The sequence below is a fragment of the Bradyrhizobium sp. SZCCHNR3119 genome, from assembly GCF_032487775.1.
Lineage (GTDB): Bacteria > Pseudomonadota > Alphaproteobacteria > Rhizobiales > Xanthobacteraceae > Bradyrhizobium.
Genome location: NZ_JAUEUV010000002.1, coordinates 835,629 through 850,804 on the forward strand (window position 1 = coordinate 835,629; position 15,176 = coordinate 850,804).

Sequence of the window (15,176 nt, forward strand, 5' to 3'; positions counted from 1 at the left end):
GCACTTTTCCGGATCATGCTTTAAGGACATCCAGATGAGAAAACTGCTGTTCCAGAGTCTCGTGCAGATGCCGTTGACGGAGCCGGCGCCGTCGGCCGACGATCGGGCACTTGCAGAAGTGGGCGCTGCGCTGGAGCGGGCGGCCCGGCGGCGCCTTGGCCGGTCGCTGTCAATCCGCGAGGTCGATGCCGGCTCCTGCAACGGCTGCGAGCTGGAAATTCATGCGCTCAACAACTCTTATTACGATCTCGAACGCTTCGGCCTGCGCTTCGTCGCGTCACCGCGCCACGCGGACGTGCTGCTGGTGACCGGGCCGGTGACGAAGAACATGCGCATGGCGCTGGAGCGGACCTGCAACGCAACGCCCAATCCGAAGTGGGTCGTGGCCGTGGGCGACTGCGCCCGCGACGGCGGGTGCTTCGCCGGCAGCTATGCCGTGGTTGGGGGCGTGGGAGAGGTCGTGCCGGTCGATCTGCATGTCCCGGGGTGCCCGCCCGCTCCGCGCGAAATTCTCCGCGGGTTGTTGGCCCTTCTCGAACGCGTGGCTTCTGCGCCGACAGCCACCACGCCATAGCTATACCGATCGCATCCAGCCTGGCTGAGGCTGCCTGCTGGCACCGACACGAACATTGCGGGTTGATCGTTGCAGATTTGACCTGCCCCTTAAAAAAAATCCTCCAGATGGAGTTAGAGTCCGCCCTGACGAAGGACGGACAGATGAAGCGAAGGCGGTTTACGGAAGAGCAGATCATAGCGGTGCTGAAGGAGCACGAGGCTGGGGCGAAGACGGCGGACTTGGCCCGCAAGCACGGGATATCCGAGGCGACGTTCTACAATTGGAAGGCCAAATTCGGGGGCATGGACGTGTCCGAGGCCAAGCGCCTCAAGGTCCTTGAGGATGAGAATGCCAAGCTGAAGAAGCTTCTGGCCGAGCAGATGCTAGATGCGGCGGCATTGCGGGAGTTGCTCTCAAAAAAATGGTAGGGCCCGCTGCCAAGCGCGCCGCATCTACCGGCTCTATCGGGAGGAAGGGCTCACCGTGCGCAAGCGTCGTGCCCACCGCAAGGCCTGTGGTGTCCGCGTGCCGATCCTGGTGGAAGCCAAGCCGAACGCACGCTGGTCTCTGGACTTTGTGTCGGACCAGTTCGCAGGCGGACGGCGCTTCCGTATCCTCAACATCGTCGATGACGTCACCAAGGAGTGCCTGGGCGCGATCGCCGACACCTCGATCTCGGGCCGGCGGGTGGCGCGGGAGCTGAGCTCGATCGTCAGCAAGCGTGGCAAGCCGGGGTCGATCGTCTCGGACAACGGCACCGAGTTCACCTGCAACGCGATGCTGGCCTGGTGCAAGGACAACGCCATCGACTGGCACTTCATCGCGCCGGGCAAGCCGATCCAGAACGCGTTTGTCGAGAGCTTCAACGGCCGCATGCGCGACGAGTTCTTGAACGAGACGCTGTTCTTCGGCCTCGACGACGCCAGGCGCAAGCTCGCTTCTTGGGTCGCCGATTACAACGGCGAGCGGCCGCACTCCTCGCTGAAATACGCCCCCCCGGTGCCTTACGCTGCCATCCTCACCGCAACGGGCGATCGGCTGCGCAACCCTGACCAGCTCCGCCGATCGCCCGTTGCTCCACCCGCGCCAGTCGGCGTACAACCCAACAGGACTCTAACCGCGGCTGGATGAAACTTCGGTGGCAGGTCAAGGTCTATTCGGTCACGGCGTATCTGCTGTTCCTGAACGGGATCGTGCCCGAGGACACGACTCTCGATGCTGCGTCCCTGGCAAAGGTCGAGATGCCGAACCGCAACGGCTTCACCCGGGATCCGCGGCCCGACGTGGCGCCGAAATGACGCTGGCCTGATCAGGGATTGGCCAGCGGAAATAGATTTCCAAACTGTCGAGCGACGCCTCTCCATCATATCCGCCCTTCGGCAGCCATTGCGTGCGGCTGAACGCGATCTCGAATCCCAGCTCGTCGGCCTTGCGCACGATCTCGGCATTGTAGTCGTAGGTCCAGGTCGAGCTCGATGGAAAGGTCGAAAGCCGGTCTTCGGAGAGCCTTCGGCAAATTGAGCATCGCCGCCAATGGCGCGCCATGCAGAACAAAACTGCGAACTCGTATGTTATTGAGATAACAATTATAACCAACACACGCGGAAACGAGCCCTTGCTCTCCCTGCAAGCCCTGAACACAACGACTTCGCAAGTTCGAGCCGCGTAGTTCGCGACTTTGACATGGCCGGCTGCCGGAAAGAAAGACGGCTCCCCTTGGTCAAAGCTCGCCGACCCGGCGAGGATGCGCCTTCGTATGCCATGCCCAGGCTGACCTGATGATCGTACGCAGGTCCGATCGCAATGGGCGGAACTGGAGATCGTCGTTGGCAGCTGTGGGGTCCGCCACCAACGTGGAGGGGTCACCGGGGCGACGATCCTTCATCGTTGCGGGCGGCGCAGAACCGGTTTCACGCTCAATGGCGTGCAACACCTCTTTGACAGAATAACCCTTGCCAGTTCCGAGATTGAACGCTCGTCCGACAATTTTCCTTTCGTTTCTCATCAAGGCATGGATCGCCCTCACATGCGCATCTGCCAAATCGCTGACATGAATGTAGTCCCGGACTGCCGATCCATCGGGAGTGTCGTAATCATCCCCGTAGACGGCGAACTCATCCAGGTGCCCCTGAATGGCCATCAGCGCCCGCGGAATCAGATGAGTTTCGGGGTCCCGAAGTTCGCCGATAAGCCCGCAATCATCTGCCCCGCAAGCATTGAAATAGCGCAACCGAATCGCGTTGAAGCCATATGAAGCCTCGAAGTCCCCGATGATCTGCTCGGCCATCCATTTTGATCTACCGTATGGATTTACGGCACGCCCTGCCTGGGATTCCCTGATGGGCATCCCTGATACTTCGCCATAGACTGCACCGGTGCTTGAAAAAACAATATTGGAGCATCCGGCCTTGCGCATGGAGTCGAGCAGCGTCAGCGTGCCGACCACGTTGTTACGATAGTAGATGTGAGGATGCGATACAGACTCACCCACCAGGCTCGATGCCGCCAAATGAATAACGGCCTGGATCTCAAATTCCCTCAGCGCTGCAACGAGGCTCCGTTCGTCCAGGATGTCCCCCGTAACAAGAGGGCCCCAGTTCACAAACGATCGATGGCCGATTGCAAAGTTGTCGTAGCAGACAGGCTCAAATCCAGCTTCCTTAACCGCCTTGCAACAATGTGACCCGATGTATCCGGCCCCGCCCGTAACAAGAATCCGCCGCCCAGCACCCATGCAAGAACTCTCTTTCTTCGGCCGCAACCTTCCCGCCTCGCAACCTCAACCAATGCGATCAAATATCGACACGACACCTTTCGACCGATACCATGGGCTATCGTTGTGGTCGACCGGCTTGCTCAATCCCGCTCATTCGGGTGAAGGCTTCCAACGCGCTGCAATCGTCGTGGCGATCCATTCAATGCAGCGATCCGGCCAGTTTGCGACCTCGCCGCCATGAATTCCAAGGCCAAAGCCATGGCCGCCATGATCACAGATCATGGCCTCCACAGGCACGGTCGCGGCACGCAGCGCCTCAAGGTAGACGAAGCTATTCTCTGGCTTGGCGACGGTGTCGTCCCGAGCGTGAACGACAAATGTCGGACAGACGTCTGGCGTGACGGCCCGCTCAAAGGAGTAACGTCCGGCCATGGCATCGGATGGAGACTTCCCGAGCAGGGCCTTGCGTGATCCAGCATGGGTAATGGCCCGATCCATTGAGATTACGGGGTAGACCAGGATGGCAAAGGCCGGCGATCCCACCGACCGCGAGGCCCATGCCACCATATGCCCGCCGGCCGAGAAGCCCATGGCGCCGATCCGATCCGAGCGGATCCCCCACACCGTCGCATGGGCGCGCGTTACCGCCAGCGCTTCGTCGAGATCGGCCATCGGCAAAGGCGGGGCGGCGCCCCCCCGATCCGATTGCGGCAGCCGATATTTCAGGACAAGGCCGGCAATGCCCCGCGCAGCCAGCCAGCGCGCCACGTCATGACCTTCCTTATCGATGGTGACGCCGGCATAGCCGCCGCCCGGACAGATGACGATCGCCGTTCCGGTCGCGATCCGTCGCTCTGGGAGGAACACCGTCAAGGTCGGCCGGCCGACGAGGCGCACCGAGCGGTCGGGACGACTGACGCCACGCTCCTCGACCCGATCGGCCATCGCCGACCCGCCGGACCCGGCGCCCAGCGCCAACTCGATCGGCAGCCGCCCGTCGCCCGTCGTCGTCCACGACGATCCCATCTGCAGGACCTCACGCAGGACATGCTCGACGCCCTCGATGGCTGGCAGCGCCAACGTCATAGCTGAAGATGTCTTGGCTGAAGACGCCGCTGCATCCAAGCCCACAGCGGCATAGCGGCCGCGAACCAGCCGCGCGAGGCGCGCAATGCCGGGTCGGGGACTGTCCGTCACGACGGGAATGCCGAACAGGACGCCCAAAATGGCGCCCCAGTTCGCACCGCGCGACGACGGCGCGTAGAGAGCCGCGGGCCGACGGCTACGCAACTGCCAAGCCAGCCGCATCAGGCCGGAGAACCGCGCGAGTCCGGCCGGCCAGAGTTCCGGCGCGAACCAAGTGGGATCGAAGCCGTTGCGCATGGTGGCGGCTCGCGCCAGCGATGCCGCGTCGGCATCGTCGAACAGAATTGCCAATCGGAACGGTGTGGGCGCCTCCATCGCCCCGGTCGAAGCGCTTGTTGTACTGTTCATCGCGTCCGCAGGCCGTCAGACCACGTCGGCGAAGCCGCGCTTCGTGCGCATGAAGAAAGCATAGCCAGCGACAGCGACAACGACGCCAGCGACGAACATCGCGCCCAGCCTCCCCCATTTCGGCGCAAGCCCCAGTACGGCGACCTTGCGCGCATCATCGACCAGCGCGGCAATCGGATTGAGATCGAACAGCCATCGGAATTCCGAGGGGACACTGCTCAGCGAATAGAAGATCGCGCTGGCAAACATGAGCACTGTCAGCAACAATGGCACCATCGCGTTGAGATCCCTGACAAACACGCCGAGACTGGACAGCAGCCAGCTAAAGCCCAATGCAAAGCAGATCAATGGCGCGACCACGAGCGGAAGCAGCGCCGCCGTGGCCGGAACCGTACCGTGCGCCAGCAGGACGCCGCAGAAGAATGGGACGAAGCTGACGATCATCTGCACGAGCGCGGCCGCCACGGCCGACAGCGACAGGATCTCCAGCGGGAAAACCACCTTGGTGACGAAGTTAGGTTTCGAGACGATCAGAGCGGGCGAGCGTCCGACCGCCTCGGCGAAGAAATCGAATAGGATCAGCCCGCAGAACATCGAGAGCACGAAGTCCAGCTTGCCCGCGCCACCGCCGAGTTGCGGCTGCAGGATGAAGCCAAAGACGACCACATAGACCGTCAGCATACCCAGCGGCCGCAACAGCGACCAGATAACGCCCAGATACGAGCCGCGGTAGCGCGCCAGAATATCCCGCAAGGTGAACTGCCGAAGCAGCGTACCGTGCGCGACCAGTCTGCGCACGATTTCCCACGGCAACAGCAGTTGCGGCCAGGAAAAATGATCGCGCGATTGCTGCATGGCCGCCATGTTACGTCACCACCCGATGCGAAACTATAGGTATTAACAAGTTTGACAGTAGCGCCAAGCGAGTGCAAGTAAATAGCCGGATTCCGCACCGACAGCGACGACTCCGCATCTTCTCAGGCACAGCGCTCATGACAACCGGGCATCAGGATCGCTTTCCGCCGTGGGCTCTGGCGCTCTTGACCTTAGTCGGGTCCGCTCTGATCGCGCTGCCCTCGTTTCCCGGACGGATGAATGCCGATGCGCTCGACCTCTATGGCCAGGCACTCGGCGCCCCCCTTCACGACTGGCACGCTCCTCTCGTGGCCTGGCTGTGGAGAATGATCGGCGCCTCTCCGGCCCTGGTCGCGGTGCATACCACGCTGATCGTCTTTGCGATCGTTTATGCGGTCGTCCTCACCTTACGCGCCAATGGCCTTTCGTCGCCAGCGGCGTTGCTGGCCGCGTTCGGATTCGCGTTGTTCCCACCCGTACTCAACCACCTCGTTGCGGTCTCGAAGGACACCTGGGTGGCCGCGCTATTCGTCGCGACCTTCGCGATGTCCTCAGCGGCCGCGCCAGCCAGGCTCCTCCATACGCGCGCAGCCCTGATTGCGCTCGCGCCATCGATACGCCCGGAGACCGTTCTCCTGCTGCCGCTGTTCATTTGGGGCGAGTACGTCCTGGCCGGACGAAAATTGCTCCCGGCCGCCCGCTTCGCCGGGGTCTTGCTCCTCACCGCCGCCGCGCTAGGCCTGTTCGTCGCAAAAGTCGTCAAGCCTGAAGCCCGGCATGCCGAGGGCGGGATCTTTCTGTTCGACCTCGCCGGCATTTCGATCCGGACCGATCAGCTCTTGCTGACTCCCGCGAGCTTTCCCGCCAACGATCTTGCTGTGCTGCAGCGGCACTACTGGAGCGACAGCCTGTCTCCGATCGCATGGGCGAATCCCGAAAGTGAAATGGTGCGGTTCGTCGTCGGCGACGACTTGGCAGAACTGCGTCGCCGCTGGGAGAGCGCCGTTGTGGCCTATCCGCTCGCATATCTCGACACCCGCAGCGTCATCGTGCGCGAGTACCTGCGCGGGCATTGGACGTACCATCCCGGCATCGATTCAAATCCTCGTATTCACCTCTTTTGGCCGAAGGCGAACGGAATGGTGAATGCCTATCTCGATGCCGCGCCTCAATGGCTCTCCACCCATTGGCTGCCGATGATCGGAGCCGTCGTCCTTCTGGCGGCCATAGTGCGGCTGAAGCTGCATCGGCGTCGACCGGAGTGGATGGTCTATCTGGTCGTGGCTATCGCCTATCAGGTCATGCTGCTTCCCCTCATCGTCGTGCCGGATTATCGGTTCGGATATGCGGGCGTGATCCTGTTCTTCCTGATCCTTGGGTTGACGCCGCGCGATCTCGCGCTGATGGAACGAGCGCGGACTGTGGGCGATGACCATGGGACCAAGGCGGAGGGCGTCGCCGGCGGGCTGGCCGCGCCGGTGTCGACGTGCGCGGGATTACCGGGTCAGAAGCCAATAGACCGCGCGCTGCACCGGTGAGCCCCGACGATTGCGGCCGGCATGCCAATAATCGTGCCGGAGCACCCATCGAAACGACTGCGGTCGCGCCAGCATCCGCAGGCTGTGCGGATAGGCCAGCAGTCGTCTCGCGTATATGGCACCGAATCCTTCTCCGTGCGGGATATCGCCGACATATCGCGCCTCCGCTTCGGTCGGATACTGCAGGAAGCGCTTCAATTGCGCCGCCGCCGCGTCCTTGGACAAGGCCAGGTCCGGAAACCGGACCTTCAGCGCCAGATAATCGTCGACGAATTGCATCGCCCCTTGTTGCATGCGCACGATACTCTCGACCCTGTAGGGCTCGAGATCGGTGGACGCCCTAACCGGAAAATAGTTGCCGTCGGCGTCGCGCTCCATACGAACGATCGTGCCCTCCGTCGCCGAAAACAACAATTCGACGACTTCGACCCCCTCCCAGATCAGGCGGCGGTAGTCGTCCGGTTCGCCCCGCCGGAAAAGGTAGGCGTCGTGGGGATATTTCTCGTCGGGCAAAACGATCTCGTGCGCGAACCCATATGTGCCGAGATAGAGTCCGGTAATCTCCGGGCAATCCCCCCTCTCGCGCAGCATATCGGTGATCGACCGCTGCATCGTACCATGCCAACCGACGTCGATCAGGCCAACGCGGCGGCCCCCCACCAGACCGGAAGCGCTCAAATAGTCCAGCAGAACCTCACGTTCCTCGCGCGCGTTCTCGCAGATCGGTCCTGCAAGCCCGAGGAACAATTGTCGCAGGCGTCCATAGTCCGCTTCCGTCTTGACCTCGTGGTCGGGGCCGCTAAATCCAGCCGCACCGAAAGCTCCCTGATGTTTGCGCCAGTCGACGCCAGCGCGCTCGATGAATTGCGCCGCCGTAAGCACCGATGTCCCACCCGACAGAAACCGGATGACATCCTCATTGAGGTCCTTGATCGCCGCCACGTTAAGCGCACGCCTCGAACCATAAAGATAGTGAGTCTCTTTGACCGCTCCATCTGCCGCGGCGGCCAGCTTGTCATAGACCTGCTGCATAACGAGGCCTTCGCGGGCCAGGAAATACAGGGCGTCCAACTGGCGCGCCTTAGCCTGCTCAATCAACCATTCCGTGAAGCCGACAAACAGCGGACCGGCCGTTACATAGCCGAAATCCTCCCAAAAGCTCTCCTCGCGCGAGACCGGCACGGCGTCCCGCCTTGCATGGGTGATCCGGTTGGCGATCAGCCCCTGCGCGACCGACCTTGCCGCAGATACAGGCTCCGATGTCTTCCACACCTTCGAGACGCGGTGAGAGCTCATATACGCGTCCATGCAGCGCCGGTAATGCCAAGTCGACATTCCATGCTTCCGTCCCATCTCGATGTCCGCGCGGATGTTGTCGCCGAGGTGCAGCCAGCGCTGACCTTCACCGGGCAGGCGCGCTCGCGCTTCGGCATGGAGCTCGCCGGTTGACTTTGTCTTCTTCGAGACCGACGAAACCAGCAAGGCTTCATAGCCGTCGTAGCCGGCATTCCGCAGCAGGTCGGCGATCACCTGCTCCGGAAGGTACGAATCGGAGATGAAGGCGATTCGCTTGCCGCGATCGCGGCACCAGCGATAGGCATCATGAATGAACGGATTGCGCCGGCAGACATCGAGCTCCGCCTCGATTTCCATTTGCGCAACGGCCTTAGCCAAATCCGAATCGATAGCCAGGGCCTCAGAAAGGGTGCCGTAGATTTCGTCCAACGTGACTTCCCGGGCACGCTGGTTTTGCCAGGCGCGTTCGCGCGCCAACCGCTCCGCATCGCGCCGCGCCGCCGCGAACTGTATTGAATCTGCGCCGAGCCTGCGGCGCACGGCCGGCTCCATCAACAGAAAGAGATCATCAGGCTCCGCCAGCGCGCGAAGAATCGACGTATCGAAGACGTCGAATGAAACGACGTCGGCATCATCAAGTCTGGATTGGAGTTCCGCGTCCATGTAGCTTTGCATGCTCAATCGTATTTTTTTCGACGAAAAACGCGGTGAAGAAAACCCTTGTCCTGGCGCCGTTTTCGAAGCCACGCCTCCAATAGAAACATCTGCCACGAAATATTGGCCAGGGTGCCGATCCCGGTGCGGCCGCTATTCAGTTCCTGACGAAGCCATTCGTTGCGGAGGAAGGCGCTGTAGTTCTCATGCTGGTGGCTCTGATCGACGACCGAGTTGCTGTATTCGACCGCGCCTGCCGGCAAACGATGGTGATAATAGGCCAAGCATTCGCACAGCACTCCGATCTCGAAGGATTGCAGGAATCGGACATTAAATTCCCAGTCACCCAGAACCGGAAGATCCTCCCGGAAGGGGCCGATCTTCGCCAGCGCATCTCTCCTGAACAGGAATGAGATCGGCGGGAACATGTTTTGCGCCAGCATGCGAAACAGATGCACCCCCTTCACCCAGGAATTGAAATCGTGTCGGAGCACGGTCTCGATCCGGTCCTCTCTTATGGTTTCGACGACTCTCTCCGTGTGGGTGATCACGCCGGCCAGTTTCGGAAACGTCGCATTCGCCTCCATATAGGCCACAGTCTTACTGAGGAAGTCCGGTCGCCATGCGTCATCATCGTCGTGAATAACGATATAGCGGCTGGATGACGCTTCAACGCCTTGATTTGACGCGGCTTCCATGCCGCGCGATGTATTGTTGTGGATGACGTGGCAACGACCTGCATAACGGCCCGCGCGCTGGGCGATCAGTCCGTCGACCGTGGCAGGATCGCCGCCGTCGTTGACCACGACGTGAATCCAATCCTCGAAGCTCTGGCCCAACACGCTGTCCAGGGCGCGCGGCAGCAGCAACGGACGGTTCCTGGTCCGCGTGATCACCGCAACAGTGTCATCCATCTGCCGATATCCCCCAATCCATCCCGTCAATCACCGTCGGAGCGGCGAACGATGCCGAACGCACGCAACCAGCCGGAAGGCTGCCGTCTTTCCAGCTCGCCGACGCGCTGCTTGAATCTCTCGCTTTCCTGCCACCAGCGGTCGGTCTGCCCCCTCTGCCATTGCAAGTCGATGGAGGCGCGGTAGCGGTCGACGAGCCATTCGCCGCGGTAGAGATAGCCGCGGATCTTGTCCGGCACGCCTTCCGCGAGCCCGGCGCGGTACCAGCGCTCGCCCTTGGGAAAGAGGATGCCGAGCCCCCACCGGTTCAGGAATTCGAAGTGCGGATGGCGCTGCTTGATCTCTGCCCAGAAGCGGGCGGACTCGTAACCCGATGACGACGCAATGTCGTGCATCAGGATGATTCCGTCCCGGGCAAGCTTCGGCAACCAGGTGGTGAAATCGCTGCGAACAGCGTCATAGGTGTGCAGGCCGTCGATATGCAGCAGATCGATCGAATCGTCGTCGAACGCTTCCGTCGCCTGGTCGAAGCGGGCGCGATGCAGCACAAAGCGATCGTCGGCGAACGAGGCGGCCATCGTCTTCGCGACCGTCTCGTACGCTTCGCCGCCATAGTGGCCGCAGTGCTCGTCGCCTTCCCACGTATCGATGCCGACGACCCGGCTCGGCAGATCGCGATCTTTGACCGACTGGCAGAAGGCAAAATAGGAGCAGCCGTAGTGAACGCCGAGTTCGACGATCAGGCGCGGCCGCGCAAAGCCGACCAGGTCGTACGCGAAGTCGCGGTGCCCCTGCCAGGGGGATATCGCGAGCTGGGGGTTCAGGACATCCGACTCGTAAGCTGGTTCGCTGACGACCCAGGCTGGTTGCTGCGACAGGTCGGCGGAGCGCGCGGGCTCGGCCATACGCCACCGGATTGATGGAGGCGCTGCCGAACCGGGGGCTGGCCGGGCCGCGGAACCGCCAAGCGGCGCGATGTCGAGCTTCGTTATGGGGTTGTTGAAGATGCCGTGGATCGCCCGACCAGGACTGATGGCGTTGAGCTTGACGACGCTATGAGCCCAGCATTGGACGACGTGCCGCAGCGGATCCGTCCCCTCGCCAATGCCGACCGTGAGGGTGTAGTCGCCCGGCTGGATTTCCGGCCAGACGAATTCGAGCCGCACCAGGTGTTCGCCGGGATCGAGTGCGACGAGGCCGCGGGCGAGGCTACAACTGTTCTCGCCGCAGATCTGATTGCCGAGACGGTCGCTGAGCAGATAGCCGACGATCACGTGCGTCTTCGTTGCGGCGCACCCCAACAACAGGTCGACGCTGATCCGGTCCCCCGCCTGAACCGTACCGGCCGGAGCAAGATCAGGTTTGGTGACGGCGACCCGCCTGATCAGAACGTCCCCCGCCCCGCTCAATTGCGACGATTTGAGATCAATCCATGGCAGCCGCTTGAACCTGTCCGCGTCCATGTCCGCGCCCGGCGCAGAGCGCCTGCCGAGCGCCGCGGAGCCGGCGTCCGCCACGGAACGGTCGCGCCCGTCGGAGACGCGGTGCGACATCCTGACGTAGAAATCGACGGCATCCCTTGAATTTCCGGCGAAGACGATTTCGCCTCGGTCGAGCACATAGGCGTATTCGGTCACGCTGCGAATCGCCTGGAGGTCGTGCGTGACGAAAACCTTGGTGACATCAGCCATCGCCTCCCTCATGTGGCGGATGCATTTCTGCTGGAAGAAGATGTCGCCGACGCTCAGCGCCTCATCGACCAGCAGCACCTCCGGCTTGAGACAGGCGGAGGTGGCGAACGCCAGACGGACGATCATGCCGCTGGAATAGGTCTTGGTCGGTTGGTCGATGAAATCGCCGATGTCCGCAAACGCGGCGATTTCGTCGAATTTCGCGTCGGTCTGCCGCCGGCTCATACCGCGGATGGCCGCATTCAGATAGACGTTCTCACGCCCCGAAAAGTCCGGATCGAAGCCGCTGCCAAGCTCGAGCATGGCGGCAATGCTGCCGACGACGGCGATCTCGCCCTGACTCGGCGTCAGCGTCCCAGCGAGCAGCTGCAAGAGCGTGCTCTTGCCTGAACCATTGCGGCCGATGATGCCGACGCTGGCGCCGCGCCGCACCTCGAGCGAGACGTCATGCAGGGCGTAGTAGTTGCGAACTGCGCCATGCGACAATCGCTCGCAGGTATCTCGCGCCGCGGCCGGCAGGAACGGCAGTTGGCCAAGTCGCCCGAGCAGCGGCCCATGTAGGCGCGCCGCCGGCGACGACCAGACCGTGTAGGCTTTGGAGACGTTCTCGACTTTGATGGCGGGTGATGGCATCTGCGCAGACTGCGGACGAAGGCCATGCCATCAAATATCAACGAGCAGGCTCTGGCAATTGCAACCTTGAAGAGGTCCGATATCTATCAATCCGGGGCGAAGAACGGTAGAGAAGAACGACAGAATCATTGAATACAATTCGTATCGGTATTCTTTCTTGATCTGGGACAACACATTGCCCCGCTGGGCGCCGCTTCTGCCAGCCAAGCTTCGCTTTCGGCAAATGCTGGCGGCGCATCACGGCGGACGGACGAAGGGCCAGTTCGTGGCTGTCCCGGAGGAACCGCCGCCCGACCCGCTCCGCGCGCCACTCCGCATTCACTTCTGGACACCCAATCCGTGGCCCAGTACCGCCATCCATGTCGATCGGGTCGTACCGGAGTTGCGCCGTCAAGTCGCAGCTCTCGGCCTGCCTTGGCAAATCGATGCCGGAGACCTCCCCGCCGCGCCGGTGGATTGGCTGCTCTGCCTCAAGGCCGTCCCGCCGCGTGGCCTGTGCTCACCGCATCGTACCGTCCTGCTGCAGCCCGACGACGCGGACCGGGTCTGGGCGGATCTCGACCGCTTCGCTCATGTCGTCTCGGTTTCCTCTCCGGTATTCGCATCGTTCTTAGGGACTGCCCATCCCCGCGCCTGGTTCATTGAGGAGACCGAAACGGTCGATCTCATCGAAAGCGGCGGCGCCGCGCTCGACGCTGCGGCACCCTCGCAACGAGCGCCACTCTTGTTGTGGCATGGTACGCGGGAAAGCCTCGATGGTCTCGTCGCCCTGAAGGACGCGCTCGCTTCGCTGGGCCGCGACACCGATGCCGAACTCGTCATCCTCACGAACCTTCCGGAGCGGAACGAGCAGTGGGGCGCTTTGCCGGTCCGCTACACCGCCTGGTCGCCCAAAGCGCTGTGCGCGCTGGCAGCCCAGGCCCGGCTGGGCATCGTCCCGGCGCGGCCGTCAGTTCCCGATTCCTATCTCAAGTCTGCCGGCCGCATGCGTGGCCTGTTCGCCCGGGGATGTCCGGCCATCGGCGACGCCCGGTCGCCGGATGTTGTCGCCTTCAGCGAGATCTGCGGCATGCCGTCGGCGCAGACCGCGGATCAATGGCGCGACGCGATCCGGCAGATCTGGAACGACGATGTGCGGCTGGATCGCATTGCGCGTCAGGGACATGCCCAGATGCGCGCGCATTACAATACGGCTCGAACCGCGGCCCAGTGGCTTTGGTTCCTCGGCGGCGGGGCCGAAGGGCCCGACCGCCACGGCAGCACCCATCCCGCTGCCTTGCCCCGAGACCGCACATGACCGCAATCGGCGGGAACAGCCACTCCTCTTCTGCCGTGGTGCATCGCCGCACGACCTCCTCGCCGCTGACGGTCGAACAGGTCCACACCCGCGCGCAACTGCACGATTTCATCGTCCTGCCGCGAGTGATCTACAACGGGATGCCGGGTTTCGTCGCTCCGCTCGACTACGAACGGCGGCAGATGCTCGATCCCCGGCGCAACTCATTCTTCACGCACGGGCAGGCAGCCTATTGGATCGCCATGCGGAATGGTCGGCCGCAGGGACGCATCTCGGCCCAGATCGATCATGCTGCCGTCGGGCCGGAGGCGGCCAATATCGGACTGTTCGGCTGTCTCGACGCGATCGACGACGGCGACGTCGTCAACGCGCTGTTCGTGGCCGCGGAGGCTTGGCTGCGTCAGCAGCGGCGCAAGGTGGCTCGGGGACCATTCCTGCTGTCGATCAATGGCGAATCTGGCCTCCTCCTGGAAGGGCAACAGGAGCCGCCGATGACGCTGTTCCCATGGCATCCCGACTATCTCGATGGTCGCGTTCGCGACGCCGGATACGCGCTCGTCCGATCGTTGCTCTGCTTCCAGTACAATAGAATGGACGTCGGCACCGAGAGTCGTTTCGAACGATTCTCCTCCATGCGACGTCACGCCGGCATCACCACGCGCGACATTCACCTCGACGCCCTCGAGGCCGACATGGAGCTGGCGAGGCAGATCTTCAATGATGGTTGGCAGGACAATTGGGGCTTCACCCCGACCACGCAGTCCGATGTTCACGCACTGACTGCCCAGTTCAAGCCGATGCTGTTTTCCGACGCTGGATTCTTCATCGAGGTCGATGGCGAGCCCGCAGCCTTCATGCTGGCGATTCCCAATTTGTTCGATGTCGCCGCCGGGCTCGGGCCTGCCCCGAGCCTCGTCGGCTGGCTCAAGCTGTTGATCCGCATCAGACGCGCAAAATATCGTTCCTTCAGAATTGTGCTGCTCGGCATGGCCTCGAAATACCGCAGCAGCGCTCTCCGCGCGGCGATTGCGGCCGTCATGGTCGAGGAGCTCTGGAAGCGCGGATCGACGCTGGGCATCGACCGGGCAATAGCCGGGTGGGTTCTCGACGACAACCCTCTGGCGCAATCCCTGACGCGGATCGGATTGCGACAATCGCACACCTATGGAGTCTACGAGAAGAGCATTGTAGACTGACTTGAAATTGCCGTAACCAGGCAGCACAACCGGACACGCGATCGGAGGCACGATTGACTCAATCGAATGTGGAAAAGGCCGCTCTTACCGCCTCCCTGGCCGACCAGATCCTTGAAGTCATCATCAGCGAAGGGAAGATCGACCCGGCCAAGACGACCCCCGATGCGACGCTGGAGAGTCTCGAGATCCAATCCATCGACGTCGTCATGATCCTGATGGCGATCGAGGAGAAGTTCGGCGTCTATGTGCCGATCGACGGCGGCATCGCTGACGTCAAGGACCTGAGCGGATTCGTGCAACAGATCGAAGCCCGCATTCTGGTGGAGCGCAGCTGAC

Annotated in this window: 11 protein-coding genes and 3 pseudogenes; 7 read left to right on the forward strand and 7 right to left on the reverse strand. The window is 62.3% G+C overall.

What is annotated here, in order from left to right; translation table 11 throughout:
* The first annotated feature begins 34 nt into the window (after positions 1-34).
* From QX034_RS31140 to QX034_RS31150, 3 genes and pseudogenes are all read left to right on the forward strand, one after another.
* Entirely contained in the window at positions 35-574 is a 540-nt protein-coding gene (locus tag QX034_RS31140) for an NADH-quinone oxidoreductase subunit NuoB (protein ID WP_315707195.1), read from the forward strand.
* A gap of 143 nt (positions 575-717) precedes the next feature.
* Positions 718-1,687: pseudogene (locus QX034_RS31145) on the forward strand (IS3 family transposase).
* 17 nt (positions 1,688-1,704) lie between these two features.
* A pseudogene (locus tag QX034_RS31150) lies at positions 1,705-1,854 on the forward strand (cytochrome c); the annotation flags it as partial.
* 43 nt (positions 1,855-1,897) lie between these two features.
* Here the strand turns inward: QX034_RS31150 and QX034_RS31155 are convergent.
* The 4 genes and pseudogenes from QX034_RS31155 to QX034_RS31170 form a co-directional block, all read right to left on the reverse strand.
* Positions 1,898-2,029, reverse strand: a pseudogene (locus tag QX034_RS31155) (LLM class flavin-dependent oxidoreductase); the annotation flags it as partial.
* A 247-nt stretch (positions 2,030-2,276) separates the two neighbouring features.
* Positions 2,277-3,290: a UDP-glucose 4-epimerase GalE gene (gene galE / locus QX034_RS31160; protein ID WP_316196240.1), complete on the reverse strand. Its 1,014-nt coding sequence runs from the start codon at positions 3,288-3,290 to the stop codon at positions 2,277-2,279.
* A gap of 132 nt (positions 3,291-3,422) precedes the next feature.
* Positions 3,423-4,766: an alpha/beta hydrolase gene (locus QX034_RS31165; RefSeq protein WP_315765622.1), complete on the reverse strand. Its 1,344-nt coding sequence runs from the start codon at positions 4,764-4,766 to the stop codon at positions 3,423-3,425.
* Between the two features lie 15 nt (positions 4,767-4,781).
* A complete protein-coding gene (locus QX034_RS31170) occupies positions 4,782-5,630 on the reverse strand; it encodes an ABC transporter permease (protein ID WP_315765621.1) in 849 nt (282 codons plus the stop codon).
* A 431-nt stretch (positions 5,631-6,061) separates the two neighbouring features.
* Here QX034_RS31170 and QX034_RS31175 point away from each other — a divergent pair, with 431 nt between their 5' ends.
* Entirely contained in the window at positions 6,062-7,159 is a 1,098-nt protein-coding gene (locus QX034_RS31175) for a hypothetical protein (protein ID WP_316196241.1), read from the forward strand.
* Here the strand turns inward: QX034_RS31175 and QX034_RS31180 are convergent.
* The 3 genes from QX034_RS31180 to QX034_RS31190 are packed head-to-tail and all read right to left on the reverse strand — an operon-like array spanning position 7,118 to position 12,347.
* A complete protein-coding gene (locus QX034_RS31180) occupies positions 7,118-9,130 on the reverse strand; it encodes a hypothetical protein (RefSeq protein WP_316175379.1) in 2,013 nt (670 codons plus the stop codon). The two genes, QX034_RS31175 and QX034_RS31180, sit on opposite strands and share 42 nt — an antisense overlap.
* A 2-nt stretch (positions 9,131-9,132) precedes the next feature.
* Positions 9,133-10,023, reverse strand: coding sequence for a glycosyltransferase family 2 protein (locus tag QX034_RS31185; RefSeq protein WP_315703671.1), 891 nt, complete (start codon positions 10,021-10,023; stop codon positions 9,133-9,135).
* Positions 10,024-10,049: 26 nt separating this feature from the next.
* On the reverse strand, positions 10,050-12,347 hold the full coding sequence (locus QX034_RS31190; protein WP_316196242.1) for a class I SAM-dependent methyltransferase: 2,298 nt from the start codon (positions 12,345-12,347) through the stop codon (positions 10,050-10,052).
* 265 nt (positions 12,348-12,612) lie between these two features.
* Between QX034_RS31190 and QX034_RS31195 the strand changes: the two genes are divergently transcribed.
* From QX034_RS31195 to QX034_RS31205, 3 genes are read left to right on the forward strand one after another with little or no spacing between them, the layout of a single operon-like run.
* Positions 12,613-13,644: a glycosyltransferase gene (locus QX034_RS31195; RefSeq protein WP_315732693.1), complete on the forward strand. Its 1,032-nt coding sequence runs from the start codon at positions 12,613-12,615 to the stop codon at positions 13,642-13,644.
* A complete protein-coding gene (locus QX034_RS31200; protein WP_315703668.1) occupies positions 13,641-14,840 on the forward strand; it encodes a hypothetical protein in 1,200 nt (399 codons plus the stop codon). Before QX034_RS31195 ends, QX034_RS31200 begins: the two co-directional genes overlap by 4 nt.
* Before the next feature lie 53 nt (positions 14,841-14,893).
* Entirely contained in the window at positions 14,894-15,175 is a 282-nt protein-coding gene (locus QX034_RS31205) for an acyl carrier protein (protein ID WP_315703667.1), read from the forward strand.
* Position 15,176 lies beyond the last annotated feature (1 nt).

Excerpts from the sequence above, each read along its gene's own strand:
- QX034_RS31200 (WP_315703668.1), top strand. The coding sequence starts at position 13,641 with ATGACCGCAATCGGCGGGAACAGCCACTCCTCTTCTGCCGTGGTGCAT.
- QX034_RS31185 (WP_315703671.1), bottom strand. The coding sequence starts at position 10,023 with ATGGATGACACTGTTGCGGTGATCACGCGGACCAGGAACCGTCCGTTG.
- QX034_RS31180 (WP_316175379.1), bottom strand. The coding sequence starts at position 9,130 with ATGCAAAGCTACATGGACGCGGAACTCCAATCCAGACTTGATGATGCC.
- QX034_RS31165 (WP_315765622.1), bottom strand. The coding sequence starts at position 4,766 with ATGAACAGTACAACAAGCGCTTCGACCGGGGCGATGGAGGCGCCCACA.
- QX034_RS31170 (WP_315765621.1), bottom strand. The coding sequence starts at position 5,630 with ATGGCGGCCATGCAGCAATCGCGCGATCATTTTTCCTGGCCGCAACTG.
- QX034_RS31190 (WP_316196242.1), bottom strand. The coding sequence starts at position 12,347 with ATGCCATCACCCGCCATCAAAGTCGAGAACGTCTCCAAAGCCTACACG.
- galE (WP_316196240.1), bottom strand. The coding sequence starts at position 3,290 with ATGGGTGCTGGGCGGCGGATTCTTGTTACGGGCGGGGCCGGATACATC.
- QX034_RS31140 (WP_315707195.1), top strand. The coding sequence starts at position 35 with ATGAGAAAACTGCTGTTCCAGAGTCTCGTGCAGATGCCGTTGACGGAG.